Source organism: Anaerotruncus sp. G3(2012), assembly GCF_000403395.2.
Lineage (GTDB): Bacteria > Bacillota > Clostridia > Oscillospirales > Ruminococcaceae > Anaerotruncus.
In genome coordinates, this window is the sequence record NZ_KE159678.1 from 60,294 (window position 1) to 84,168 (window position 23,875).

At 57.4% G+C, this 23,875-nt stretch carries 20 protein-coding genes and 1 pseudogene; 4 read left to right on the forward strand and 17 right to left on the reverse strand.

Features of this window, described 5'->3' with window-relative positions:
* Positions 1 to 29: 29 nt before the first annotated feature.
* Both C814_RS19510 and C814_RS19515 read right to left on the reverse strand, forming a co-directional pair.
* Positions 30 to 1,394, reverse strand: a complete 1,365-nt coding sequence (locus C814_RS19510) for an MFS transporter (RefSeq protein WP_016317169.1) — start codon at positions 1,392 to 1,394, stop codon at positions 30 to 32.
* 28 nt (positions 1,395 to 1,422) lie between these two features.
* On the reverse strand, positions 1,423 to 4,494 hold the full coding sequence (locus C814_RS19515; protein WP_016317170.1) for a glycoside hydrolase family 2 TIM barrel-domain containing protein: 3,072 nt from the start codon (positions 4,492 to 4,494) through the stop codon (positions 1,423 to 1,425).
* Positions 4,495 to 4,656: 162 nt separating this feature from the next.
* Between C814_RS19515 and C814_RS19520 the strand changes: the two genes are divergently transcribed.
* Entirely contained in the window at positions 4,657 to 5,547 is an 891-nt protein-coding gene (locus C814_RS19520; RefSeq protein WP_016317171.1) for a helix-turn-helix domain-containing protein, read from the forward strand.
* A gap of 54 nt (positions 5,548 to 5,601) precedes the next feature.
* On the opposite strand, the gene C814_RS19525 is transcribed toward C814_RS19520, so the two are convergent.
* On the reverse strand, positions 5,602 to 6,546 hold the full coding sequence (locus tag C814_RS19525) for an ROK family glucokinase (protein ID WP_016317172.1): 945 nt from the start codon (positions 6,544 to 6,546) through the stop codon (positions 5,602 to 5,604).
* A gap of 63 nt (positions 6,547 to 6,609) precedes the next feature.
* On the opposite strand from C814_RS19525, the pseudogene C814_RS24680 reads away from it, so the two are divergent.
* Positions 6,610 to 6,831, forward strand: a pseudogene (locus C814_RS24680) (galactose-1-epimerase); the annotation flags it as partial.
* A gap of 33 nt (positions 6,832 to 6,864) precedes the next feature.
* Here the strand turns inward: C814_RS24680 and C814_RS24685 are convergent.
* Positions 6,865 to 7,251 carry an immunity 22 family protein gene (locus tag C814_RS24685; protein WP_016317174.1) on the reverse strand — a complete coding sequence of 129 codons (387 nt, stop codon included), beginning with the start codon at positions 7,249 to 7,251 and terminating at the stop codon, positions 6,865 to 6,867.
* A 169-nt stretch (positions 7,252 to 7,420) separates the two neighbouring features.
* Between C814_RS24685 and C814_RS19535 the strand changes: the two genes are divergently transcribed.
* Positions 7,421 to 8,791, forward strand: coding sequence for an esterase/lipase family protein (locus tag C814_RS19535; RefSeq protein WP_016317175.1), 1,371 nt, complete (start codon positions 7,421 to 7,423; stop codon positions 8,789 to 8,791).
* Between the two features lie 46 nt (positions 8,792 to 8,837).
* Positions 8,838 to 9,479, forward strand: a complete 642-nt coding sequence (locus C814_RS19540) for an SMI1/KNR4 family protein (RefSeq protein ID WP_016317176.1) — start codon at positions 8,838 to 8,840, stop codon at positions 9,477 to 9,479.
* 354 nt (positions 9,480 to 9,833) lie between these two features.
* On the opposite strand, the gene C814_RS19545 is transcribed toward C814_RS19540, so the two are convergent.
* The 13 genes from C814_RS19545 to C814_RS19600 form a co-directional block, all read right to left on the reverse strand.
* Entirely contained in the window at positions 9,834 to 10,088 is a 255-nt protein-coding gene (locus C814_RS19545; RefSeq protein WP_016317177.1) for a helix-turn-helix domain-containing protein, read from the reverse strand.
* Between the two features lie 3 nt (positions 10,089 to 10,091).
* Positions 10,092 to 11,939: a type IV secretory system conjugative DNA transfer family protein gene (locus C814_RS19550; RefSeq protein WP_016317178.1), complete on the reverse strand. Its 1,848-nt coding sequence runs from the start codon at positions 11,937 to 11,939 to the stop codon at positions 10,092 to 10,094.
* A 4-nt stretch (positions 11,940 to 11,943) separates the two neighbouring features.
* Positions 11,944 to 13,380 carry a DUF3991 and toprim domain-containing protein gene (locus C814_RS19555; RefSeq protein WP_016317179.1) on the reverse strand — a complete coding sequence of 479 codons (1,437 nt, stop codon included), beginning with the start codon at positions 13,378 to 13,380 and terminating at the stop codon, positions 11,944 to 11,946.
* 77 nt (positions 13,381 to 13,457) lie between these two features.
* Complete coding sequence (locus tag C814_RS19560) at positions 13,458 to 14,087, reverse strand: hypothetical protein (protein WP_016317180.1); 630 nt, start codon at positions 14,085 to 14,087, stop codon at positions 13,458 to 13,460.
* Positions 14,088 to 14,196: 109 nt separating this feature from the next.
* Positions 14,197 to 16,671 (reverse strand): MobP3 family relaxase, encoded by a 2,475-nt coding sequence (gene mobP3 / locus C814_RS19565; protein ID WP_016317181.1) that lies wholly within the window; start codon positions 16,669 to 16,671, stop codon positions 14,197 to 14,199.
* Between the two features lie 20 nt (positions 16,672 to 16,691).
* Positions 16,692 to 17,099, reverse strand: coding sequence for a hypothetical protein (locus tag C814_RS19570; protein WP_016317182.1), 408 nt, complete (start codon positions 17,097 to 17,099; stop codon positions 16,692 to 16,694).
* 517 nt (positions 17,100 to 17,616) lie between these two features.
* Positions 17,617 to 18,348 (reverse strand): hypothetical protein, encoded by a 732-nt coding sequence (locus C814_RS19575; RefSeq protein ID WP_016317183.1) that lies wholly within the window; start codon positions 18,346 to 18,348, stop codon positions 17,617 to 17,619.
* Between the two features lie 36 nt (positions 18,349 to 18,384).
* Positions 18,385 to 19,407, reverse strand: a complete 1,023-nt coding sequence (locus C814_RS19580) for a hypothetical protein (protein WP_016317184.1) — start codon at positions 19,405 to 19,407, stop codon at positions 18,385 to 18,387.
* Positions 19,404 to 19,679: a DUF6103 family protein gene (locus C814_RS19585; RefSeq protein ID WP_016317185.1), complete on the reverse strand. Its 276-nt coding sequence runs from the start codon at positions 19,677 to 19,679 to the stop codon at positions 19,404 to 19,406. The genes C814_RS19580 and C814_RS19585 overlap by 4 nt, the downstream gene beginning before the upstream one ends.
* A gap of 20 nt (positions 19,680 to 19,699) precedes the next feature.
* Complete coding sequence (locus C814_RS19590; RefSeq protein WP_016317186.1) at positions 19,700 to 20,530, reverse strand: hypothetical protein; 831 nt, start codon at positions 20,528 to 20,530, stop codon at positions 19,700 to 19,702.
* A gap of 13 nt (positions 20,531 to 20,543) precedes the next feature.
* Positions 20,544 to 21,386, reverse strand: a complete 843-nt coding sequence (locus C814_RS0105600) for a DUF6329 domain-containing protein (RefSeq protein ID WP_016317187.1) — start codon at positions 21,384 to 21,386, stop codon at positions 20,544 to 20,546.
* Positions 21,387 to 21,409: 23 nt separating this feature from the next.
* A complete protein-coding gene (locus C814_RS19595) occupies positions 21,410 to 22,468 on the reverse strand; it encodes a M23 family metallopeptidase (protein WP_016317188.1) in 1,059 nt (352 codons plus the stop codon).
* Complete coding sequence (locus C814_RS19600; RefSeq protein WP_016317189.1) at positions 22,461 to 23,864, reverse strand: ankyrin repeat domain-containing protein; 1,404 nt, start codon at positions 23,862 to 23,864, stop codon at positions 22,461 to 22,463. Before C814_RS19600 ends, C814_RS19595 begins: the two co-directional genes overlap by 8 nt.
* Positions 23,865 to 23,875 lie beyond the last annotated feature (11 nt).

The following is a 23,875-nucleotide window of genomic DNA, read 5'->3' on the forward strand; positions in this document are numbered from 1 at the left end:
TGAGGTCCCTCATTTTTTGGATAACTTACTCAGTTCTTAGGCTCCAGCAACTTAGCGTTGGCCTTCTCCACATTCAGCTTGGTCAGCAGGAAAGTAACCAAGCCGCAGAAGATAGCGGGCAACCACAGATACATCACATTCAGCATAGTCAGAACAGAGTCAGGCTGAGTGGCCACGCCGCCCTCGATGAATCCGGCAGCTGCCAGCAACCAACCGGAGATGGCGGTGCCCAGTCCGCCGCCAATCTTGACGCCAAGAGAGGTGCAGGAGTACATGGTTCCGTCGATACGCTTACCAGTGGTTAGATAGGTGTAGTCGGAAGCAGAAGCGATCACAGCGTTCAGGTCGCCCTGCAGGGGGCACATACCAAGAGAAGCGATGGCGGTGAAAGCTAACATCATGGGAACGCTGCCCATGTAAGCAGCCACGATCACCAGGATTCTTGCGATGGTGGCCAGAGCATAGCCGGAATAGTTGATCTTATACATACCGCCCAGTTTTGCAACGATGGTGGGCACCAACAACAGACCGATAATCATGGGGATGTTGAGCGCGCTTGCGAAATAACCCATCAGCTCCTTGTTGCCTAACACATAAGTCATGTAGTAGGTGCCGATGCCGGTGAAAGCGGTGTAGAGCTGAGTCAGCAGATAGACACCCAGAATCAGCAGGTAGAACTTATTCTTGACCAACAGACCGACAGCTTCGCGCAGGGTGTACTTTTCTTCCGGAGCGTCAACTGCTTTCTTGGCTTCAATCTCGTCTTCGGGCAATTCCTTCATGGACAGGACGGAGACGGTGTTGGAGATAATGCCGATGATGACATAGATCAGTGCAACAATTCTCCATGCGGCGGCATCGTTGCCGAAGTGCTCAACAAGGCCAAAAGTAACAGCCTGGATGATGGTGCTGGTGGTGAATGCAAAGACGAAGCGCAGAGAACCAATCTGAACACGCTCGTTTTCATTCTTAGTGATCAGAGCGGTCAAAGCGGAATAAGCGATGTTATTTGCGGTGTAGAAGCCTGCGTTCAGCATCACGTAGAAGATGAAGAAGAAAGCGTACTGAGCGGTCTGGCCCCAGGAAGTGGGAATAGAGAAAATCGCGAACAGGCAGACACCACAACCCAGATAGGGCCACAGCATCCAGGGACGGGCTTTACCCATCTTGGTCTTGGTCTTGTCGATGAGGGAGCCAAAGATGACGTCAGAAACGCCGTCGAAGATCTTGGATACTGCCATCAGGGTGCCAACAATGCCGGTGTTCAAGCCGATGGTATCGGACAGGTAGATCATAACGAAGAAGGTCAGGAACGCATAGACCACGTTGCCGGCGATATCGCCAGAGCCGTAACCCACCTTGTTGTACCATTTCAAATATCTCTTTTCAGCCATAATAGCATCTCCTATTCTCTTTATTCAGTTATTTCAGTTCGGGGATGACGCGGATGGCGAAGTCGATGGTTTCGTCGATCAGCTTGTATTTCTTCTGTAAAACGGGGCCACAGCTCGCAGAGCCAATACCGTTCTGCCGGTAGTCCAGACACAATACGGTGCTGCCGCATTTGTTCAGTTCGTAGTTGTGGGCCTTCTCGGTCAGTTCTTCCTGCGTGTAATGGGATGCATTGAAGCTGAAGGGTTCGGGGCCAACTGCGATCAAACGCAGTTTGTCGCTTTCCAGAAGCACATAGTCACAACTACCGTGAGCGCCATTCTCCTGGGGACGGATGTAGTCCTCCTGAAGCCCGTCCACGGTATCGCGGTACAAGCCGTGGCTGGCAGCATTTCGCTTGTCAATGTAGTTTTCCATGGGACCCAGACCGAAATAAGCAACCTGCTCCATGTTTTCAGGAACGAACAGGCGCAGACCGAAGCGAGGCAGCTCGGGGAATTCTATGTTGCGCTTGGTGAGAATGTTGGCACAGACGCCGCCTGCAACCGTCACGGTCCAGTCGATTTCTACGGTCATGAACCGCTGCACAGCGATGGCACCAATAGACAGGTCACTGTGGATACGAACCTCGCTGTCCATGGCCACGAAGTGGGTGTTATACGCCCGGGTGATGGCCTTATCGTAGTGGGCAGCAAACCAGTCAGCCTTCAGCTTGCGGTCGTTATCGGTGGGAGCGCGCCACACGTTCAGATCCATGGGACGGTCCAGAAGCTCCATGCCCTGATAAGTCATCCGGGCAAACATACCGGTAAACTTATCGTAACGATATGTGAAGTTTGCAGCTGTGAGAGTCAGATACCGGTAGTCCTCTGTAACAGAAATACTGTCCTCCAGGATGGCCTTTCTCTGCCAGTATGCCAGAGCAATCTGATTGCGGTCATCCTGATTCTCCAGAGTAATCTCATCGAAGCCCAAATCAAAGCCCTCGGAGATCAGTTCGGAGTTGTTTTTGGCGAAGTAGCTGATCTTCAGGAAACAGCGGCCCTTGGCGGGAACCTGGACGTTCAGGGTCACGGTACCGCTCATGTGGGGAGCGATGGCGGGGATTTTATCCAGCTGGCCTTCCTGAACAAGCGCACCATCACAAGTGACTTGATAAGAGGCGGTGATGTAGTCCTGCAGGGAGACAAAGTCCATGTAGTTGTGCAGGGTCAGCTGGCCGGTTGCCTGATCATAATCAACAACACGAACAGGGCGGTGTATGTTTTTGTATTCCATCAAACCGGTGTGAGGACGACGGTCGGGATAAACCAGACCATCCATGCAGAAATTGCCATCGTGGGGGTACTCGCCGTGGTCGCCGCCATACCAGTACATACCTTTGCCGTTAGGAGCCTTGCCCTTGTAAATGGCGTGATCGCACCACTCCCAGATAAAGCCGCCACACATGCACTCATTGGCCTGAATGAACTGCCAGTAGTCCTCCAGATCACCGGGGCCGTTGCCCATGGCATGAGAGTATTCACACATCAGATAGGGCTTGTCGGACTCAGGATCGTCCACATACTCCTGCAGGGTCTCCAGCGCAGGGTACATATTGCTGTAGAGGTCAATGTTGGAGAAATCGTACTTGCGCTTGCGGCTGCGATACTGAGCGCTTTCATAGTGGGTCAGACGGGCGGGGTCAAAGTTCTTGGTCCAGGCCAGCGCAGCCTCGAAGCAACAGCCGTAGGCGCTCTCGTTACCCATGGACCAGCAGATGACGCAGGGGCGGTTCTTGTCCCGCTGGACACAGCGCTGGGTGCGCTCCATAGTAGCCTCCAGGAACTTGGGGTTGTCGGCGAAGGGCTCGTTCCAGTGCTCGGTGTGGTTCTCCCAGACGTCGTTCTCTCCGCAGTACAGTTCGGCGGCACCGTGGCTCTCGTGGTCGGCCTCGTCAATGACCAGGAAACCGTACTGGTCGCACAGCTGATAGAACATGGGGGCGTTGGGGTAATGGCTGGTGCGAATGGCGTTGAAGTTGTGCTCCTTGATCATCCGCAGGTCGCGCTTCATGTGCTCCACGCTGATGACGGGGCCGGTCACGGGGTCGGAATCGTGGCGGTTTACACCGCGGAACTTGATGGGAGTTCCATTCAGGAATACCTGCATCCCATCTACTTTGATCTCCCGGATGCCCACTCGGTCGGTGATGATCTCGTTCTCGCACTCGACGAGCATGGTGTAGAGATAGGGCTTCTCGGGATTCCACAGGGTGGGCTGGGGAATGTTCAGGATAGCTTGATGGGTATAGTTGCCGATATGCTCCTTCGTGGTCACTTCGGCGGCGTCGATCAGACGATCCTCAGCGTCCAGCAGCCTAATGACAGTGGGAACACTCTCACCGGCGAAGGCGAAGCGAACGCGGACAGTAGCTTTATCCTCTTCCTGCTGGGTGGTCACGAAGTAGTCCCGCACATGGTTCTCAGGACGCTTGATGATGTATACATCCCGGAAGATGCCGCTGGTGCGGAACTTGTCCTGATCCTCCAAGTAGCTGCCATCGCACCACTTCAGCACCAGAACGGCCAGAGTATTTTCGCCCTCACGGATCTTATCAGTCACATCAAACTCGCTGGTGGAGTGGGAGATCTGGTTGTAACCCACATACTCGCCGTTGAGCCAGACATACAGGCAGGAATCCACACCCTCAAAGTTCAGGTAAGCCTTGGGTGCCTTTTCGTCCTTAGCATAGGTAAAGGAAGTCAGGTAAGCGCCGCAGGGATTATCCTGGGGAACGAAGGGAGGATCTGCCGGGAAGGGGTAATGAATATTGGTGTACTGGTGCTGATCGTAGCCATGATTCTGCCAGACGCTGGGAACGGGGATGGTGTCGTAGGCGGAGGGATCGAAACCTTCCTCATAGAACAGCTCAGTCAGGTCATGGATACTGGGGTAGTAGCGGAACTTCCAGTCGCCGTTTAGCAGCTGGAAGCGATCGGAGCGTTCCCGATGCTCCGCAGTGTCGTCCAGACGGTTGGACGCGGGGATGAAGTAGGCTCGGTTGGGCAGAGCGTTTTCAGACTGGATCAGCAGGTCTTCAAAATAGGCAGGGACGATCATGTGGGGCTTCCTCCTCGCAATGAATTCTGTGTGTATTATCCCGGAAATTTTCTCCTTTTTCTATAAACTGCATTGGACAAAACATGCACAAAATGATACAATTAACCAAACAGCACATCAGCACAAAAATGTTGTGACCGAAAAAAGCCGGGAGGGATCCGCATGTATGTCAACTCAGGTTATCTGTACAACACCCGCGTACCGATCAAGGACAAGTCCAAACCGCTGTTGGTGGGCAGCTGCGGTACCTACCGGCTGAGAACAAAGCAAAAACTCCCGACCTGGCATCCCAGGGGCCGTTTAGACTATCAATTGTTGTATGTGGCCTCCGGAAAGACCCACTTCTTTTTCAACGGGCAGGAGGAAATCGTACCTGCCGGCTACATGGTCCTTTATCAACCGCGCCAGGAACAGCATTATGAGTATTACGGAGAAGAACAACCCGAGGTCTATTGGGTACACTTCACGGGAAAAGATGTAAAGGCAATTTTGAAGCATTTTGATATTCCTACAGATAAAAATGTTTTCTTCTCCGGGGTTCCCTCTGCTTATCAGCACCTGTTCAAAGAAATGATCCGGGAGCTGCAAACCTGCCGTACTGGATATCAGGAATTACTGGAAATGTATCTGCGGCAGATTTTTCTGCTGATCCAGCGCACACGCCAAGAGAGCAACCCTACCATCAGCACTTACCTACAAAAGGAAATGGAGTACGCCCAACAGTATTTCCAAGAACACTATAATGAAGATATTCAGATCAAGGACTATGCGAAATCTCGTAGCATGAGCGTAAGTTGGTTCTTGCGAAACTTTAAGAAGTTTATCGGCCAGCCTCCCGCACAATATCTCCTAACTATCCGTATGAACAATGCCGTCAGTCTCTTAGAAACAACTGACTACAATGTGGCAGAAATATCCGCAATCATTGGTTACGACAACGCGCTGTATTTCAGCCGCCTCTTCAAAAAGCACAAGGGCGTGTCGCCCTCGGAGTACAGAAGGCTTTTCCAGAAAAAGAACAGTCCGGATCGTGGCATCCATACATCTCCATGATCAGATAGGAAAAAGAAAAGACTGCCATAACGACAGCCTTTCCCATTTGATTTCTTATTCAAGAACCATCTTTGCACATCCATAGATTCCCGCGTCATTACCCAGCGTGGCAATTGCTGCTCCGGTTTCTTTCGATACATGGAAGGCGTACTTTCGGTAATATTTCAGTACCGTGTCGGTCACGATATTTCCGGCCTTGCTCATGCCCCCACCGATAATGAATACATCCGGATCTACTGTGCAGGAAATGTAGCTCATGGCACGGCCCAAATAATCGCCGAACCGGTCGATGATTTTCAGTGCCATATGATCTCCTGCCACAGCCAGTTCGCAGATGTGTTTGGATGTAAAATCCTCAATTCCCCGCAGTTTGGAGGGAGTGTCACATTGGGAAAGCATGACCTTGGCCATGCGAACGATCCCTTTTGCAGAGGTGTACTGCTCCAGACAGCCGCATTTCCCGCAGCTGCAGGGCACTATTTCTCCAGGCTCCACCGTCATGTGACCGATCTCACCGGCACCCCCGTTTTTGCCTGCGACGATTTTGCCGTCCAACACCACACCTCCGCCAACCCCGGTGCCCAGGGTGATCATGACCGCACTCCGGCTGCCTCGGCCTCCGCCCTGCCATAGCTCACCCAGCGCCGCTACATTGGCATCGTTTCCCGCAGCAATATTGGGGATGTCTGGAAGCAGCTCGTTCATGCGCCTCTTGATGTTAAAGACACCCCAGCCAAGATTGACGCACTTATTGACTGTGAAGCTGTCGTCCACAGGACCGGGGACACCGATACCGATGCCCACAATCTGAGATGCTGAAATCCCATTCCGCCCCATGCTCTCTGCAATGGCCTGTGCCACGTCAGGCAGAACATGGACGCCGCCGTTTGCGGTACGGGTTGGAATTTCCCACTTTTCCAGAAGTTTGCCGTCGGCATAAAACAGACCGAGCTTTACACTTGTTCCACCGATGTCTGCACCAAACACATAGTTTTGCATGGTATTTCCCCGCTTTCTCATTTCTGTTCATTGCTGAGTTTTTTATTATGGAGGGTTTTATTTATGTTAAATTCCTCTCGTCAACTCTTTGGCTATACCAAGGACGATCTTGCCGTGGAGACCCTGACTTTGGATAACGGCATTCTCTCCTGTGATATAATTACCTTTGGTGCCGCACTTCGTTCTCTCCGCGTACCGGATCGTTCTGGCATCAAGCGTGATGTTGTTCTGGGTTATGATACTCTGGAAGAGTATGAGAGCCACCCGGGCTATCTTGGTGCTGTCGTAGGCCGTGTGTTTCTATGGTGGTTTCAGTCCTTAATCCAAGTCACATGGAACAGCGCCCAAAAAAGTCACTGGCGCATTCGGATTGAAGCCGCTTTCCTCTGGGTCATACCTGTAGTTGTAGACCAAAATTGCCGTGTTGCAGGGTTGTTCCAAACCCTGCGGAAATAGCTTTTTCAATTCCGGGCCTATCGCTGTGCCTTCGGAATAATGGCAGACCAACACTTCTGGGTCTGTTGTAAATTCATGCACGCTTCGCTCCGAAAAATCTATGTCAAAAGGATAGATGTCACAGCCATCGAAAAAATCCAAGCTAAAAGGAGAAATGTCACGCCCTGCTATATCGTCAAAATACTCTTTTAATGCTTGATCTGTCTCAAATACGCCCGCCCATACAGATACAAAACCTTCCTGCTCCATAAAAAACCCTCCTCCAAAAATCATATTTATTGCCTTGATTATACCATCATTTCTGTCCCACTTCAATCCGCTTTCTGAAAAGAGCCGCCCACCTTGACAACCCCGTTGGCAAGGTCTACTATAAATGCAGAAAAGCGCCGGTGGGCGCTGTTGAACGGGAGGCGGCTCTATGAAATATGTCAGGCGGATTGTCTACTGCCTGTTACTGACGGCGGCGGCGAATGCCCTGCCGCTGGTCTGGCTGCTGTACGCCGAATGGTCAGTTTCCGGCGCGGGGTGGCTGTTTCTGCCCCTGGCGGCGGCGTTCCTCTGGGTGAATCTCCGGCCTATTCCGAAGTACGGCCCCACCAAGCGCATCCAGCGGCTGGCGGAGGGCTGTGAGTTGCTGTGGCTGTTCTGCGTGACCACTACGGCCACTGTCCTGCTCCAGCTTCTCTGGCTGAACGTACTGCGTGCCGATATTGCGGAAAATAGTTTCTTGGATGGCTGGGCGGTCTTTGGGGGCGCGATGGGCCTGCTGCTGGCGGTGCTCCTGCTGGCCGTGGTCTTCTGGAACGGCATGATCCGGGTCTACCTCACCTCGGTTCAGCTGGGGATCAAGCACCGGGTTCTGGCGGCTCTGTGCGGGTGGATTCCCCTGGTGAACCTCTGGTATCTGGCAAAGATCATCCGCATTTGCCGGGACGAAGTGGAGTTTGAGACCCAGAAGTGGGAGCTGGACGAAGTTCGGGCGGAGAGCGAGGTCTGCAAGACGAAGTATCCCCTTCTGATGGTCCACGGCGTATTCTTCCGGGACTTCCGCTGCCTCAACTACTGGGGCCGCATCCCCAAGGAGCTGAGGCGCAACGGGGCCACGGTCTACTACGGCCAGCAGCAGTCCGCAGCGGCGGTGGAGGACAGCGGGAAGGAGCTGGCGGAGCGCATCCGGCAGATCGTGGAGGAAACCGGCTGTGGGAAGGTGAACATCATCGCCCACTCCAAGGGCGGGCTGGACAGCCGGGCCGCTATCGCCCACTGCGGGATGGCCCCCTATGTGGCGACCCTGACCACCATTAACACCCCGCACCGGGGCTGCATCTTTGCCGAGTATCTGCTGGGCAAGGTCCCCCAGGCCGCACGGCTGAAAATCGCCGCAGCTTATAATGCGGCCATGAAGAAGATGGGCGACCCCAACCCGGACTTTCTGGCGGCGGTGACCGACCTGACGGAGAGCGCCTGCCTTGCCCGGAACGAGGTGACGCTCGACGCTCCCGGCGTGGTGTATGAGAGCGTCATGTCCTACTGCAAGAAGGCCCAGCATGGCAAGTTCCCGCTGAATATGACATACCCCATCGTGAAGCACTTCGACGGCCTGAACGACGGGCTGGTGTCGGTGGAGTCAGCCAAGTGGGGGGAGCGGTTCACCCTCCTGGAGCCCCAGGGGAAGCGGGGCATCTCCCACGGGGACGTGGTGGATCTGAACCGGGAGAACATCCGGGGCTTCGACGTGCGGGAGTTCTATGTAAAGCTGGCGGCGGATTTGAAACGCCGGGGGTATTGAGCCAAATAATAATAAACACATAGCACAAAAGTGGGAGGAGGTTCTAATGATGAATCGGGACAATTTTTTGGAGGCACTCAATATAATCAAAGAACGTGTATTAGCGGAAAATGGTGAAATTTTTAATTTTGAAACTGGTGAGCCGGTCAGCAGGGAATTGATTGATGAAATCGAACGCAAATACGGAGTGCCATTCCCTGCCGATTTTGTCCGCTTTCTGACGACAATCGCGGGGAAAGTGGACATTTCATGGGGGATTTATACGGACGATTGGTTCAAACGGGGGCAACAGCTGCCGTTCAACTGTCCGGATAATGGGCGCCTTTATTGGGATGCGGAACAATATTTCCGTGACGAGATAGAATGGTACACACAAAATCCAAGAAATCTTCCGTTTTTACATCAGAAATTGTTGCTGAGTCAGGTGGGCAATGGGGATTTGATTTTGTTTGACCTTGCACCTGCTGAAAGTAAAAAACCCATTGTTTATTGCAGCCATGATGCAGACTATGAGGGACTTCCCCAGGTAGCTGCCTGCTTTGAAAATTACGTCGAAAGCCTTTTGAAACTTGGCTTGGTGGGAGATGATTTCTATAATCTTGAGCCATTCCTCAATTATGAAACTGGTAGCATAGATGCAGAACAGCCAAACGCTGTGGCATGGAGAAAATTGTTCGGACTGATGTAATATTTCTGCTTTTTTTGTTGAAGTAGGCCAAAGTACAGCTTGCAACCCATAGTTGCGGAATAGTTGGCAGCATCAACACGGCCTGATGCCGTAAAATCGCCCCATAGGAGGTGATTTCATGGCTGCGGGATTTTGGGGTATGTACGGCTTTCGGTTCTGCCACTCCCTGTCGGCTTTGCTCGGCTTTCTGTCAGAGCAGTGTCTATCCTAACGACCCTTAGAGCGTGTTTGTCATTTTCTCTGTCTTAAACTTTCCCTTAGAGTGGGCCCTTCTGGTTGGTTCACAGTGGACCTACCCTCGGTTCTCCGCCAGGGCGCAATAACCCCCTGGCGGAGAACTTATATTTTTTCGCACTACTTCAGCCGGTATAAATTTGAGCTGAGACTCCCGTTCTCCCGCCAGCGCCGCTCCTTGGAGATCAGCTCCGCCCTGCACAGATCATTCAGTGCCCGCTTGACGGTAGAGCGGGACAGCCGCAGCTCGGCGGAGATCGTGCGTATCCCCGGCCAGCACTTGCCCTCGCTGTCGGTGTGATCCTTCAGGTACATATACACAGCCCTGGCCCGGTGGTTCAGGTCGGACTGATAGATCTTCTCGAAGTATCCCATAGACTACTCCTGCCCCCCATCTGTGCGGACAACCACAGGGGGAGGCGGCTCCCGCCTGGTGCGTCTGGCCTGAGCGTAGGACGCCCCGCCTCTGGCAGTTGGAGTTTTCGGAGGAACCGGGGGAGCGGGAGGGGTATCGCTCTCCGTCTGCTGTGCGTGGTGACAGCGGAAGATCGCCTGCTCCAGCTCCTGCTTGTTGGCATAGGCCACGGTACGTGCGGCCCGCTCCGGCAGCAGATACGGATCACCGAAGGAGATGCCCCAGTCCAGGAAGAGCCTGAGCCGTGTCTGCATGGGGTGCGTCCCCGTCTTCATCACTACAAACTGGCCCTTTGGGATGGACTTCAGCTCATCCGGCGTCATGAGAGGCCGCTCCATCATCTGGAGGGAGCGGCTGGCGCTGTCTTTCCCGCCGCCCTTGCTCACCGAACCGCTCATGACAGTGCGGCTGCCCAGGGCCTTGGACAGCACCTCGGCGGTCTGGGAGTTGGGGGCGAAGCCGCCGAAGATCGTGTCCTGGACGTTGTCTTGAATGATCTCAGAGCCCTCCTTCCCATAATTTTTCTCCAGCTGTGCCAGCGACTGAATGATCGGCACCAGAGTCAGTTTGCGGGAGCGGCCAGCGCTGAACAGAGGCAGGATGTCGAAGGCGGGCATGGTGCCCAGCTCATCGCAGAACAGCACCACCCGGTTGGGCAGCTTGCCGCCGTTCTCGTCCGCCACAGAGAACAGCTCACGGGACAGCGTCTGGATCATCAGGCCGGCCATGAAGTTCTTGCTGGGGTCTTCCTCCGGCAGTACGAGGAAGATGGCGGACTTCTGGGAGGCAAAGGCTTCCGCGTCAATGGCGCTGTCGAAGCACAGCACCTGCTCCAGCTCGGAGTCCAGGAAGGCGTTCAGCCTGGACAGCACCGTGGACATGACCGAGGCCATGGCCTGTTCCGCCGAGTTGAGAGCGGCTCCGGCGAACCACCGGGCCTTGTGCGTGTCGGGGAGTGTGTCCATCATGACCTGAAAGCCGTTCTTGCCCTTGGCGGTCTTGCTGGGCGCCAGCAGATCCTGCACCAGCTTGAACACACTGACGATGTGCCGCCGCTCCTGGGGAGCCTCCTCTGTAGGCGGCAGATACTCCGCCAGCAGGAGAACGACTGCTGTGAGCAGTCCCTCTGCAGAATCGTAAAAGAACTGGTTCTGTCCATAATTACCGGCATCACCCTCCGGGTTTATGATAGTTTTCGCTAAGATTTTAGCGTACTTCTCCGCCTTGGCTCTCGCCGCCAGATTGGACGGCTGCTCCCGGCAGATGTCCATGTAACGGTTGATGAGCGTGAGGAGGTTGTACCCGTCTGACCTGGTAGGATTGCGCAGGTCGATCACCGCCACCTTGTAGCCGTAGTGCTGCAAGGCCACAGCGCCATAGTTCCGGGCCAAATCCCCTTTTGTATCAAGGGCCAGGAAGCTCATCCCGCTGGCGCAGGCGTACTCCATGTTGGGGTAGAGAAAGAACGCCGTCTTGCCCACGCCGGACGCGCCGATCATCAGGCAGTGGATGTCATCCGTGTCCACCAGGGCGGTGACGGCGTTCTTCTTCCCGACACAGCCCAGCACCAGCCCCTGTGCTTTAGGCAGATTCTTGCCGGAGCGCCACTCGCTCACATGGAAGGGGATGTGCCGGTAGGTCTGCTGGATCTCCTTCCTGTTGGCCCAGCGGGCGGTTCCATGCTGGCCGTCGCCAACCGTCTTGGACTTGATGTTGTCCAGATTCCCACTTCCGGAGAAGTGCGTGGCGGCGGCGATGAGCAGAAGCATCCCGCCCGCCAGTAAAATTAACATGATCGTCTGCGGCGTCATAAATTCACCCCATTTCTTGTTGCAGTGCCGCTTGTTCCTGTTTCTGCTGCTGTTTCAAAACGTCCGCCTCATACTTGACGGATATCTTTGCGCAGGACAGCGCCAGCTCCAGCCAGCCTTCCGTCAGCTGTCGTTTTTCCGCCTCACTGCGGATGCCAGGCTTGGAGGCCAGCTTCAAAACAGCATGAGCCTGTTCCGCCAACACAGCGGTGCGGCTGTTCAGGCTGCTCCGATTCTGGTGGGGATGGATACAGCTCCGCAGTTTCTCCAACAGTTCCTCACTGCTATGTGGTTCACCCAGCTGTCGCAGCCCCCGGCCATAGGCGTACAGAGCCAGCGCGGAGGCCAGCTCGATGCAGGTCATGGCTCCCTCCGGGTAGTCCCTGCGGAGATTCATCTCATATCCGCAGAGCGCATTTGTCAGCTCCCGGCCTACCCGTTCTGGAATGACACACTCCTCCATGTAGACTCCGATCCTGCCGCAGACCTCCGAAGCGGCAATAAGCTGGGGATGCTCCTCCGCCTCCTGAACGGGAAGCCCACGCCGGGCCTTGAGATCCTCGTTCCAGTCCTTGTGTTCGGACTGGAGCATCCCCACATCGTCATAGCCGTGTTCATGGAGGATGTCCGCCAGCCGCCCGCTGGCCTCGATGCCCGCCTCGTCGTGATCCAGGCAGAGACAGACGGTGCGAAGGCAGGGGTTCCGCTCCAGCATCCAGAGCATGGCGTGTTCCGCGGTCCCACACAGGGCCACGAAGCTGTGTTCCTGCCAGCCTCGGGGGTAGCGGGAGAGGAAGGACATCAGGTCAATGGGCGCCTCAAAGACATAGAGGCGGTTGCTGGTCCCGGTGTAGTGGAAGCTGCACCGGGGATCGCTGCCCTCCACGTTGATGCGGAAGGTCTTGCCGAGGCTGTTCAGGCTGCGCTTCTGGGCGTGGCGCGGGACGCCGTTCTCGTCCCTACCGACAAAGACGGCATTGTGGTACTCTCTGTCCTTGAATTTTTCACAGCTCTCATACAGCAGTCCCGCCCGGACAAAGGCATTGACCACGTTCCGGTCCAGGAATCGGTGCTTGAGCGGATAGGCGTACATCCGCCGCATCTCCTGACCGGCAGAGGGCAGTGCAAATTCCTTCCTGGGCTTCTCCTCCTGCTTTGGGGCGGAGGCATAGACGTTTCCCTGCTCCCCGCCCAGCAGACGGGTGATGGCCTCGGGGTAGGAGAGGTTATAGAACTGCTGGACGAAGGAGATAGGTCCGCCTCCCTCCTTCACAGCGTGGTCGTACCATCCATTGCCCCGGACGGTGACGCTGTGATCACTGGCCAGACGGTACTCCGGCCCGGAACGGATCAGCTTCTCTCCCTGACGGCGTAGGAACTCTACCAGATCCACCTCGCTGGCCCGGAGCTTCTGCTCCTCGGTAAAATGGATATAGGACACTTGCTTCACCTCCAGATAAAAGCAAGAGCCAGAGCGCCGCAGACACGGCACTCTGGCTCTGGTTGGTTTTGGTATTCTTATGACGGGGACGCCGGATCGTCCTCCTGTTGGGGGAATGAAGGGGAGACAACGCTGGCCGCAGACGCCTGCCGCAATTTCTCCCAGATGGATTCACGGTAGATCCCCGCGCCTTTGATGGCGGTTTCGGACAGGTCGAAGCGGTAGTATTTCGCTGTGTGATCCTCCGTCCAGTAGGGGTAGGTAAAAAGATAGAACCGTTCCGCCTGCTCATGGCTGGCGAGGTAGAGCAGAAGCTGTGGCAGGTCGAGGTTGCCGCAGTGGGCAAAGACCCGGCCCTCCCGCCAGCACATGAACTCTCCGTCGTAGGACGGCTTTCCCTCCTGCCGCATCTGGCGGAGGGCGTAGATGCGTATTCTTTCGATCTCTGTGTGTGCGAACTGCTTCCAGCGGGTTTCCCGCGCCAGCTCCGAATAGACCTCCATCATCTCGCTGTCGCTTTGGATGTCTTGGTCGTATGAATAGGTGTGTTCCGTGACAGTGATCTTTCCATGCTCCAGCAGGAAGAGCGTCACCTCCATGGAGTGCTCATCCGCCAGGATCGAACCGCGATCCCGTCCGGAATAGGAGTTCATGATCTCGTCCAGACGTTTGGCGGAGTCAAGGTCACTTGAAAAGTTCAGCTCCATGTGGCGGCCTCCTGTAAGGATCTTTTTTGACCATTATACATGGGAGAGCCCTTTCGCGCAAGAGGCCGCGCCCCCATGCGAGACTTTTGGAGCCCTTTTGGAGCGGCGGCTATCGAAGCTGCTGGACTGGCTCCTCATGGTCATCGGGCTTGTGGCCCATGGCGATCTTCTTCTCCCTGATCTTTCTCCTCAGCTTGCTGTCCACAAAGGAGATCCCGCCGCTGGGAGGCGGGGCCTGCTCCTGGAAGATGCGGCCCATGTGGTGGAGGAGCCGGGTGGCGCTGGCGAAGAGGGAGGGCGAGTCGTTCATGTGGTCGAGAAAATATCGGGCGTACTCATTGCCCTGTTCCGCCGCCAGTGTGAACCAGCGGACAGCGGATTCCCTGTCCTGGGAAATATCCTTGCCCAGCAGGTACAGCTTGCCGAGGGCATACTGCGCATACTGGTTTCCCTGTTCCGCAGACTCCGTCAGCCAGCGGACAGCGCCCGCTGTATCCTTTGCCACGCCATCGCCGCACAACAGCAGCTTGCCCAGCTGGTACTGCGCGAACTGGTTTCCAAGATCGGCGGACTGTCGGAACCAGCGCCGGGCAGCGGCGGGATCGTCTGCCTCCAGACGCAGCTTGCCCAGGGCGTACATGGCGTACTGATTGCCCCGCTCGGCTGCCTGGGAGAACCAGATCACCGCCTGGGTCATGTCCTGCGCCACCGGCCCGCCGTCACGGTACAGCTTTCCGAGGGCGTACTGAGCGCAGTCCAGTCCGGCCTCCGCCGCATGGGTCAGCCAGTCCACCGCCTGACGAGTCCGCTCCCGCTTGGCAGAGGGATTTGCGAGGGTGTGCTTTGCCATCTGATACTCCGCATAGGTGTTTTTAAGTTCAGCGGACTTCTCCAGCCACTCCAGCGCAGCGCTCTCATCCTGCTCTGTCCCCACGCCATGAAGGAGCATCCAGCCGATGCGGTACTCCACATAGCGGTTGGGGCGCTGCCTCTCCACGGTCTGGAAGGCGGAGAGTGCCTTGGCGTACCACGCATGGGCCTGCTCCGTGTCAGCCTCCACGCCAGTGCCGTCCACAAACATCCTACCCAGGTCATGCATGGCCAGGGCGTTGCCGTCGAGGGCCTCCTCCATGAAGAGGCGGCAGGCTTGCTCGTGATCCTGGGGCGTCTCGTCATCTCCGTACAAAAAAGACCGCGCCTGCTTGTATCGGTCACTCCACACCACGGCGGGCGGCGCTTCGCTGGCCTCCTCCGGCACATCCGAACCTTCCGACTCCACTTCCGGCTCGGGGCCGGCGTTCTCGCCGGCCTGGGGCGGCTCCTGGGTATCCGCCGGTGTGAACACCTCGGTGTGCTCACCAAGCCGCGCCGCTTCCACCACCACATTCTTTATCCGCTTGAACTCCGTTTGCCGGGAGAGAGGGAGCCGGTCTGGAAGGTCATTTCGGTACGTCCGCAGCACTTCTTCCCGCAGCTGATACCACAGGTCATAGGCGGAGGAGACATGGGTGTCCTTTGCCAGCTCGTCCACAATCTCATCCACCACAGCCTTCAGCGGCGCCTTGAGGTAGCCGTACTGCTTTCTGCCGGAGGTGCTTTTCAGGCGCTGGGCCAGTTCACCCATGAGCTGCTCGATGCGGGGATTCTCCAGCGTGCCAGAGAGCATCTGCCGGATCAGCTCCTTCATGACCTCGCCGGACTGCCGCACCAGCTCATCCCGGCGCTGGGTCTGCTGCCGGTAGATCTCCGTCAGCTCCTGGCGGAAAATATTCTTTGCCAGTCCGGACTTGATTCTGGCGATGCCCTCCTTGTCCAGAAAACCGGAGCGCCCGTCCGCGCTGTAGCAGACCATGTGGACATGGGGATGCGCTCCCTCGTCGTGGTAGGAGGCGTACCACCGAAACTGTTCCCACGGAATATTCATAGTGTCCGCAATCTGTGGAGCGTAGGTGGAGAGGAGGGCCTGCCACTGTCTGGCGTTGTCGTAGCCGAGGCGGGCGGCATCCTCCCGGCGCAGGGAGATAATAGGCAGCCACACATTGCCGGGGTGGTTCGCCACCTCCTCCGCGATCCTGGACAGTACCAGCGCATCACCTGTGCCGTTGAACAGACCATGCACACCAATCCGCTCCGCACGAGGGCGCTGGGCAATGTAGCTGACGTAGTTCTCCCGCTTGGCCGCGTCGTCGCAAGCTTCATATCCTTCGCCTCCGCCCAAGGGCGAAGGCTCATCCATTCCGCTGCTCCTCCTTTCCCCACGCAACCCGCTTCGCTGGGCTTGCGTGGGGACCCCAGTAATTACGTTGTCCTCAAGCGCCCTGGTGATGAACTCCGAGGCGGCGGCGCGGGTGGGGGAGGACTGGTAGTCCTCGTACTCGAACATCCCGCGGCACATGGGGAAGTCCCGGAGGAGCCGCTCCACCATGGCCCGCTGTTTTTTCGTGGCAGGCTGGCTGGCCTTGTCCGGCTTGAGGAGATCCGTACCGTCACGGGTAGCGACGTAGCGGACGTAGTTGTTCAGGTGGGCGGCGGCTCTCTCTGTCCCCGGTTTGATGTAGGGGCACTTGAAAATGATCCGGGGCATGGAGCGTCACCGTCTTTCTGTCACACGCCGCCCCGCTGGTACTCCACCGCCTTGTCCAGCGTGACGCTGCCGCTGGTCTTCTTCACGTTCTGGACGCACCGGCCGCGGAGACTGCGGAGCGCGTCGTCGCTGATCTCCATCCCCGCCGCCAGCACGTTCATCACCATGTCCAGCTCCACCGCCAGCTTGAAGAGCAGACGGCAGATCCGGTTCTCCGTATCCTGCACGGTGCCGCGCAGAACGGAGGCCAGCGCAGGCGGCAGATAGGCAGTGGCCTCCTGACCGGAGACGTACCCAGCGTAGAACCGGATGGCTCTCTCAATGAACTCGTTTTGGGTACGGCAGTTGTCCCGCGGACACATCTCCTTGACGAGCTGCTGAGTCTCAGGTGAGATCCGCAGCGCGAACTTGATTTTTTCTCTCGGCATGATGTTCCTCCTGAAATCCGTAAATATCCCCGCCGGGAACCCGCAAAAAGCGGGCAGCGGCGGGCTTTTTGTGAAAGCAGACCCCCGAGCTGACCCCAGGGGGTAAAAAATGACCCCCGCCGAAACGTCCCCGACCCGCTCTGCGGGGCGGTGTTCCCCGCGCGGAGGGGCGCTTGCGACCCCCGCGCTTTATCCTGCACTTTTTTCGACCCCCCGGTTCACGTCGTCACAAGCTCCGCATCATTTGCCTCGCCGCAAGCGGCAAGGCTCACTCGCTTCGCTGTTCCTCCTCTCCCAGCCGAACCCGTTTCGCTGGGTTTCGGCTGGGGCCCCTTGATATTTCCGGGACGCCGATTTTCTCTCTTTCGCCACACGGCCGCGCAGGGCGGCGTGTCAGTTGGGAGGGACAGGGACTCACCCAGACAGGCCGGGCGGCACACAGGGGCTTACTGCGGCGCACAGCGGGGAACAAGAGCGAGGGCCGCTCCGTATAGGGAACGGCCCTTGACGCACTCCGCTACACCGTCAGCTGCATCCCGCCCTGAGCAGGTCCCTGCTCCTGACGCAGCTCCAGCCACAGCGGGTTGTACTCCACCACCGTCTGGCCACGATCAGCATCGAAGGCCAGGTGCGCGGCGACCGCAGGGCAGCGGGAGAAGGCGGCGGACAGCGCCCGGGTCATATCTGGGTCTCTGCTTACCAGGAGCTTATTAAATATGTGGAATGTTTCTATCCTCATATCCTCGTTGAGTGTCAGCAGCATCTCCGTAACAGAGGACTGACGTTCCTGTGCGTACTGCTGCGCCAATCGCAGAACTGCGTCGGGATCGAAGCTGCCGAAGTGGAGCGTGTGAAACTCTCGCGAGACACCATCCTCTATCACAGTGCAGACAGCCAGTGGGCTGGACTCCTCCGCGCTCTCCGGCTGGTGGAAGCACATGAGCAATCCCGCCTCTGCCATCTCCGCGACAGTCTGGGGCGTGCTGCCACTTTCCAGATACACAGCCGCCGCCACCATTTCATCGGGCAGCGCCGCCGAGCCGTAGTGGATGAGCTCATAGGCGCCCTGGAGTGTCCGCTCACTGAAATTCCGGGCAATGAATTGCAGACTGGTAAGTAGTGCGCGGACGTTAAAGCACTCGCCTTCCTGACCCAGCTCCTGACCGAATTCAAACAGGGCTGTGGTGATCTCCGGGTCAGGCTGAGGTACCAGCTTGTTGATCCACTGCTCGAACTCGTTTCTTTCCATAGCATATCACCATCCTTTTACTGTGTGATCTTACCGTTACATCGCAGGCTGTGTGGGCGGTGTCATGTCCTCCGCCATCAACTGGGCGCTGTAGTCTGCCAGCGTCTGTCCGGTCTGCTCCAGACAGTAGGCGTCCATCTTACGTAGCAGGGTTGCTTTCTCAACTGCGTTGAGCCGGTACTCCACCGACTCCTCACGTCCGTCTGCCCAGTGCAGATCGACTTCCAGGCCGTCGCAGATCTGACCAGCCGCCATGTCATAGTTGGCGTAGACGTTCAGGGTGTCATCGTTCTCGCCGGTACAGACGTTTGTACCGAACGCCGCATCTACATCGAAGTTGGTTTCCATGTAGAAATCCAGTAGGCCGTCTACCTCAGTGATCTCCTCCGAGAAGGAGATATCCCGCGCGGAGAGGTGACCCGCCGAGGTGAGTTCCTTGCCCTCCAGCTTCTCCAGGAACCGGGCCATGTACAGCTCAGGTCTGAGACGGTTCTTCCGGTATGCGTGGTAGATGGCGGTGGAGACGTCCTGCATGGACCAGGTCTTCCAGCCCTCCGCGGCATCCACGGCAGAGAGCTCCTGCCTGTCGAAGTCCAGATCGAACACGCCGGTGACCTTGTTTGGAGCCTCCATTCGCAGAGTCAGCAGCTGGTCGTACCGCTCGGCGGTGACCGGATCCATTCTGGCGAAGGCGCTCGTCTGGAGCGCAGCGATACCCTGACCTTGTCTCTCCCGCACATACCGGCGCAGGAACTTGGCGACCTCCAGAATACTTTCCGACCTGTCCAGCTGGAAGAATGACTTTACCCCAGCCTCTCGCACACAGAACGCAGTGTACTTCCGGGCCGCTTCCTCCGCCGCCTGCGCCGCGGCATACTCCGCGTCCATGCGGGCGCGGATCTCCTGCTGTGTTTCGACTGGCACCAACTCCGCGTACAGGTCGATCAGCATCTCCTGCATCCGTTTCTCAACAGAGGTGCCCTGCTCCTCAAGCACAGAGGAGAGCGCATCCATTTTATACTCACTGAGCCATAGCTCCAGTTGTACATCGCCGCTCATACGGTATCCTCCTTTCCTTGATTCGTGAGGGCGGACGTCTGCCTGGGTGCATCAGGCTTGGGCTGGCTGGGGCGGGACGGACGCTTGGGCCGGGCGGGGGCGGACTTGGCGTCCAGGTACTCCCGCAGCGGCTCAGGCACCGTCTGCTCGTAGAACAGACGCAGAGCCTCGTCCATTTTCTTCTGCACTGTGGTGTTCTCTTTTTTCAAATAAAACACCAGCGCCTCCATCTTCTCGCTGTCGAAGGACAGCGTGATTTCATTTTTCTCCATACTGCTTTCCCTCCTCTGCTCTACATGGTGTGTCCCATTTGGAACGGGGCGGACTCGTCCAAACTCTCCGCAAGGGCGGCGATGGTCATCTGGTAGGGACCACTCAGCCAGCGGACGCCTGGTTCATCCAGGAACCTGTCCCCGATCCGGTTCATGATCTCCAGGTCAAAGTCAGAGGCGTCAACTGTTCCCAGTGCGGAGGGCAGACCCCGCCCCACATAGCCCACGCATAGGGTGGCCCAGTTTCCGACCTCCGGGTAGTCCCGGACCGCCTCCTGGTACACCGGGGATTGCTTGACAGCCTCGGCATCCGTAACGGAGCCGGAGACAAAACCGTTTGCCCAGTGCGGCCCGGTGTCGCCGCCCAGAGCGATGTGGGTGAAACGGATAGGCATCTGAGCGGTCATGCGTACCAGCGACCGCTCCGCCTCATCTCGGGCAAGGTCAAGCCGGTTGTTTTTGCCAGCCCAGGGCAGGTGGGACGCTATGTCCTCCAGCAGCTCCCGTACCACGTTGACCTGGCAGCGGCGGTCGTCGCCGGTGTCCTCCAGCGCGGTCACGAAGTTCCGCAGATTCTGGATGGTTTCTCTCTGCAATTGGAGAGAGGCGGGCACAGCCGCCGCGCTGCCGCTGGCCTGCTTCAGCTCACGGTCGAACTGCTCCATCAGCTTCGGATCGGGCGCCAGTCCATCCAGTCTTGCCATGCCCTGGAGGATAGCATCTGTCCAGAGGCGGCGCTGTTCCCGCCAGGGGGGAGCGTCCTCCAGCTGATGTCTCTCGAAACCGTTCTGCCGCTCAATGGCATAAGCGGTAAGACCCTCGGCCACGAGGGGGATATTGAACCTGTTCACAACTCCGCACCCCCTATCCCATCACGGGACCCATAGACTGCTCCGCTTCCATGAAAGTGCCGTGGGCTTCATTGAACCGCACCAGCTCCTCCGGGTCCACGCCGGTGAGTACGATCTCTGTCCCTTCAGGCGTGTCGCAGATCTCAGACACACGGGCATTGAGCAGGGCGGCATGATCCTCCTGCCCGGCATCCGTCAGCTCACACAGATTTTCCACCAGCACTGATTGCTCCGCTTCCTCATGGCACAGGAACATCAGCCCGCCTCCTTTCAGCATGGGAAGCAGATCCTTCAAAAAAAGTTCAGGCGCTTTCTCCTCCTGGAGCTGCTGGCAGTATTCCGGGTGATACTCCAGTTCGATGCAGCCGTCGTGCATGTCCACCGCCGACACTTCGGGGCGCTGCTTCAGGGCAGCTCTGAGCATAGAGTCAAACCCGTTGCCCTCCCGGACTGTCAGGTCTAGATTTTCCTCCAGCTCGTTGAAATAGACACACCAGCTTCCGCTGGCGGTGTTCTCCTCCCCCCACCGGACAATAAAGTCCACCACCCGATCTATCTGAGCGTTGACGATGTCCCGCATTCCGGGGATGTAGGCCGCGAGACGGGGATAGTCATACCGCTCTGCGTCAATGAGCACCCCGTCACTGCAGCCCTCGCCCAGCGCCAGCAGGCAGTGGATCACACCGTCCCGGTGGAACATACAGTCCTTGTTTTCCATGATGAACGGCTGATCCACCAGGGGGGTGATCTTCAGCCGGCAAAAATCTTCATAGGGCAGCTCCACCGCCTTTTCGATCTGGCAGTCGTCCATCTGAAAATTGACCGGCTTTTCAACAAAATTTGCTTTGAATTTCATAGTGTATTTCCTTCTCTCTGTATTTATGGCAGGTAGCTTCTGGGATTGGTCCGCTCCCCGTTGATACGCACCTCGAAGTGGAGGTGGGGGCCGGTGGAGCGCCCGGTGGAACCGGAGAGTGCGATCACATCGCCGGCCTCCACTGTTTGACCCACCCGGGCCAGCAGCTGGGAGTTGTGACCGTACAGGGTAGACAGACCATTGCCGTGGTCGATCATCACATAGTAGCCGTAGCCGCCCCGGTTGTAGGTGGACACGGTCACGGTCCCCGGCAGGGCGGCGCGGACAGACGTGCCGGTGGGGACAGCCAGATCCATCCCCGTGTGGCCCCGCCGCTCCCCGGTGAAGGGATCGCGGCGGTTGCCGAACTCCGAGGTGACCACATTTCGCCAGTTCTCTCCGATGGGAGAGCAGAAACCGTCCGCGCCGATGAAGGGCACGTCCGAACCGGCGAAGCCGCTTCCGCCGCCAGCTGCGCCATAGCGGATCAGGTTGTAGACGCTGCTGGCGTTGTTCTTCTGTTCGGCGGTGGGCGTCACGCCCATGGCAGCGGCGATATTCTGCCAGACGGTATCCAGGTCTTCGATTGGGATAGCGGCGTTGTAGTTCTCCTCCTCTTCTGCGGGCGGGTCGCTGCCCTCCACGGGTACCATGCGGGTGCGCTCCTCGTAGGTGACGAAGCAGTCCGCGAAGGCCGAAGCGTCCCCATGACTTTCGACGCCGAAGTACAGAGCATAAAAAAGAGCCTTGACACGGATCTCGTCAAGACTGTTTCCTTCTTCTGCGTTCTCGTTGATGGCAGCGATGGCGGCATCCAGCTGACCGAAGCTGGCGCGCATGGCCTCGATGCAGACCCGGTACTCCTCCGGGGTTTCCGTTGGGATAGCGACGGTGTCATAGAAGCACAGTTCCACTGCGGTGATGTTGTGCTCAGTGGCGCCGGAGCCCAGAGAACATAAAAAGGCGATGAGCAGGATGATGGGGGAGAGGATCGCCACCAGCACCCAGCCGATTGCCTTTCGGGCCCTCTCATCGGTCAGGACGATGGCCGCGGCCTTTGCGATCAGGGCGGGGTTAGCCAAAGGTCTGCCCTCCGATCTCCTGGGTGGGCGCCTGTTCCATCTGCATTTCTGACCAGTGATCCGCCAGAGCCCGGAGCGTCTCCTCATGGCCGGCGCAAGGGTGGTTCTTTGCCCACTGCTGGTAGACATCGAAGTCTATGCCACCGTCCAGCAGCAGCTTGCACACTTCTACCGCGTCATTTTGGACGCAGGCGTGGAGTGTATTGTAGTCATCGAGGTCGACCCACATCCGCTTTTCCAGAAGCTCCTCCGCGATCCAGCTGTCATGCCCTCCGCAGGTCAGCATGTGAAGTGTCCTATAGGCGCTGGGACCTCCGGAGATCCCTTTCTCCACCAGCGCGGACAATGTGCGAAAGTCTTTATCTGCGGCGAACTGCTCCAACAGGCGTGGCGGCGCGGCGGTGATCTGTTCCTTGCTGCACCGCTTGATGATTTCCTTGGCAATGAAGCGGTGATCCAAATAGGCATAGCTTGCCATCTCTCCGTAGAAGGAGGAGTCCAGATTCGGCACATGACTCTCCGCCTGTTCCAGCAGGAAGGACACCTTTTCCGGGTCGTTGATGTCGATGGCCTTCTGGCAGGCGGCGTGATAGGCGGTTTCGGGAAACTGTTCCGCATCCACCAGCAACAGAAGGGTCATCTTCCGTCCCACCGCACCGGGTCTGCCCGCCGCCTCGATGAGAAGAGCGTCCGCATGGTCTTTCAGCGCCTTGGGATACAATTCCTTGAAAGCGGACAGTTCCCCATCCTGGATGGCAAGGATGGCCTTGTCATAGTCGCTCATCCGCAGAGGCCGCATCCCCACCGTATTGACGTACTCCGTGATACTGCCGGTCATGCGGCGCAGGAGCTGCTCAGTCTGGGACATGGCCTGCTCCTGCCGCTCCCGCTGTTCCACCAGTGCCTCGATGATAGCCTTATGCTCCTGCTGGCTCAGATGCACCACCGTGCCTCCGGTGTCATACTCCACGCCCCCAACCTTCATGTACCGGGCGTGGGTGGCGTGATCGCCGTGGAACGTCTTGGTGATGGCAGAGGAGATGAGGAACATCCTGTCCAAGTCACTGCCGTTCTCGCCCAAGGTCTTGCCGGTGATGAAGCTACTGGTGATACTCTTTTTCTGGTTCTCGTCATACCACTTGAGGTACACGTCCAGATAGACGCCCTCGCTGGAGCCGTAGTCGGTGGTGCAGAAAATATCCGCGTCCCTGGGGATCTCCCGGCCATTCTCCCAGTGGCTGTCCATGAGAAAATACTCGTCAGGCAGGTATCCCATGCCCTCCAGCCGGTGCTTCAGCTCCTCGAACACCTCCTGCGCTGTGGGCTGGCCGGCGTACTCCAGCTTGCAGGGGTCTGCCTCGGAGGGCTTCCACCGCTCCAGTTCAATAATGTCCATTCCTAGGGCTT

Coding starts and splice junctions, on each gene's coding strand:
- C814_RS19570 (WP_016317182.1), bottom strand. CDS start 17,099: ATGCCGAGAGAAAAAATCAAGTTCGCGCTGCGGATCTCACCTGAGACT.
- C814_RS19585 (WP_016317185.1), bottom strand. CDS start 19,679: ATGGAGAAAAATGAAATCACGCTGTCCTTCGACAGCGAGAAGATGGAG.
- C814_RS19515 (WP_016317170.1), bottom strand. CDS start 4,494: ATGATCGTCCCTGCCTATTTTGAAGACCTGCTGATCCAGTCTGAAAAC.
- C814_RS19540 (WP_016317176.1), top strand. CDS start 8,838: ATGATGAATCGGGACAATTTTTTGGAGGCACTCAATATAATCAAAGAA.
- C814_RS19550 (WP_016317178.1), bottom strand. CDS start 11,939: ATGACGCCGCAGACGATCATGTTAATTTTACTGGCGGGCGGGATGCTT.
- C814_RS19580 (WP_016317184.1), bottom strand. CDS start 19,407: ATGAGCGGCGATGTACAACTGGAGCTATGGCTCAGTGAGTATAAAATG.
- C814_RS19600 (WP_016317189.1), bottom strand. CDS start 23,864: ATGGACATTATTGAACTGGAGCGGTGGAAGCCCTCCGAGGCAGACCCC.
- C814_RS19560 (WP_016317180.1), bottom strand. CDS start 14,087: ATGGAGCTGAACTTTTCAAGTGACCTTGACTCCGCCAAACGTCTGGAC.
- C814_RS0105600 (WP_016317187.1), bottom strand. CDS start 21,386: ATGAAATTCAAAGCAAATTTTGTTGAAAAGCCGGTCAATTTTCAGATG.
- mobP3 (WP_016317181.1), bottom strand. CDS start 16,671: ATGCCCCGGATCATTTTCAAGTGCCCCTACATCAAACCGGGGACAGAG.
- C814_RS19575 (WP_016317183.1), bottom strand. CDS start 18,348: ATGGAAAGAAACGAGTTCGAGCAGTGGATCAACAAGCTGGTACCTCAG.
- C814_RS19520 (WP_016317171.1), top strand. CDS start 4,657: ATGTATGTCAACTCAGGTTATCTGTACAACACCCGCGTACCGATCAAG.
- C814_RS19525 (WP_016317172.1), bottom strand. CDS start 6,546: ATGCAAAACTATGTGTTTGGTGCAGACATCGGTGGAACAAGTGTAAAG.
- C814_RS19545 (WP_016317177.1), bottom strand. CDS start 10,088: ATGGGATACTTCGAGAAGATCTATCAGTCCGACCTGAACCACCGGGCC.
- C814_RS24685 (WP_016317174.1), bottom strand. CDS start 7,251: ATGGAGCAGGAAGGTTTTGTATCTGTATGGGCGGGCGTATTTGAGACA.
- C814_RS19535 (WP_016317175.1), top strand. CDS start 7,421: ATGAAATATGTCAGGCGGATTGTCTACTGCCTGTTACTGACGGCGGCG.
- C814_RS19510 (WP_016317169.1), bottom strand. CDS start 1,394: ATGGCTGAAAAGAGATATTTGAAATGGTACAACAAGGTGGGTTACGGC.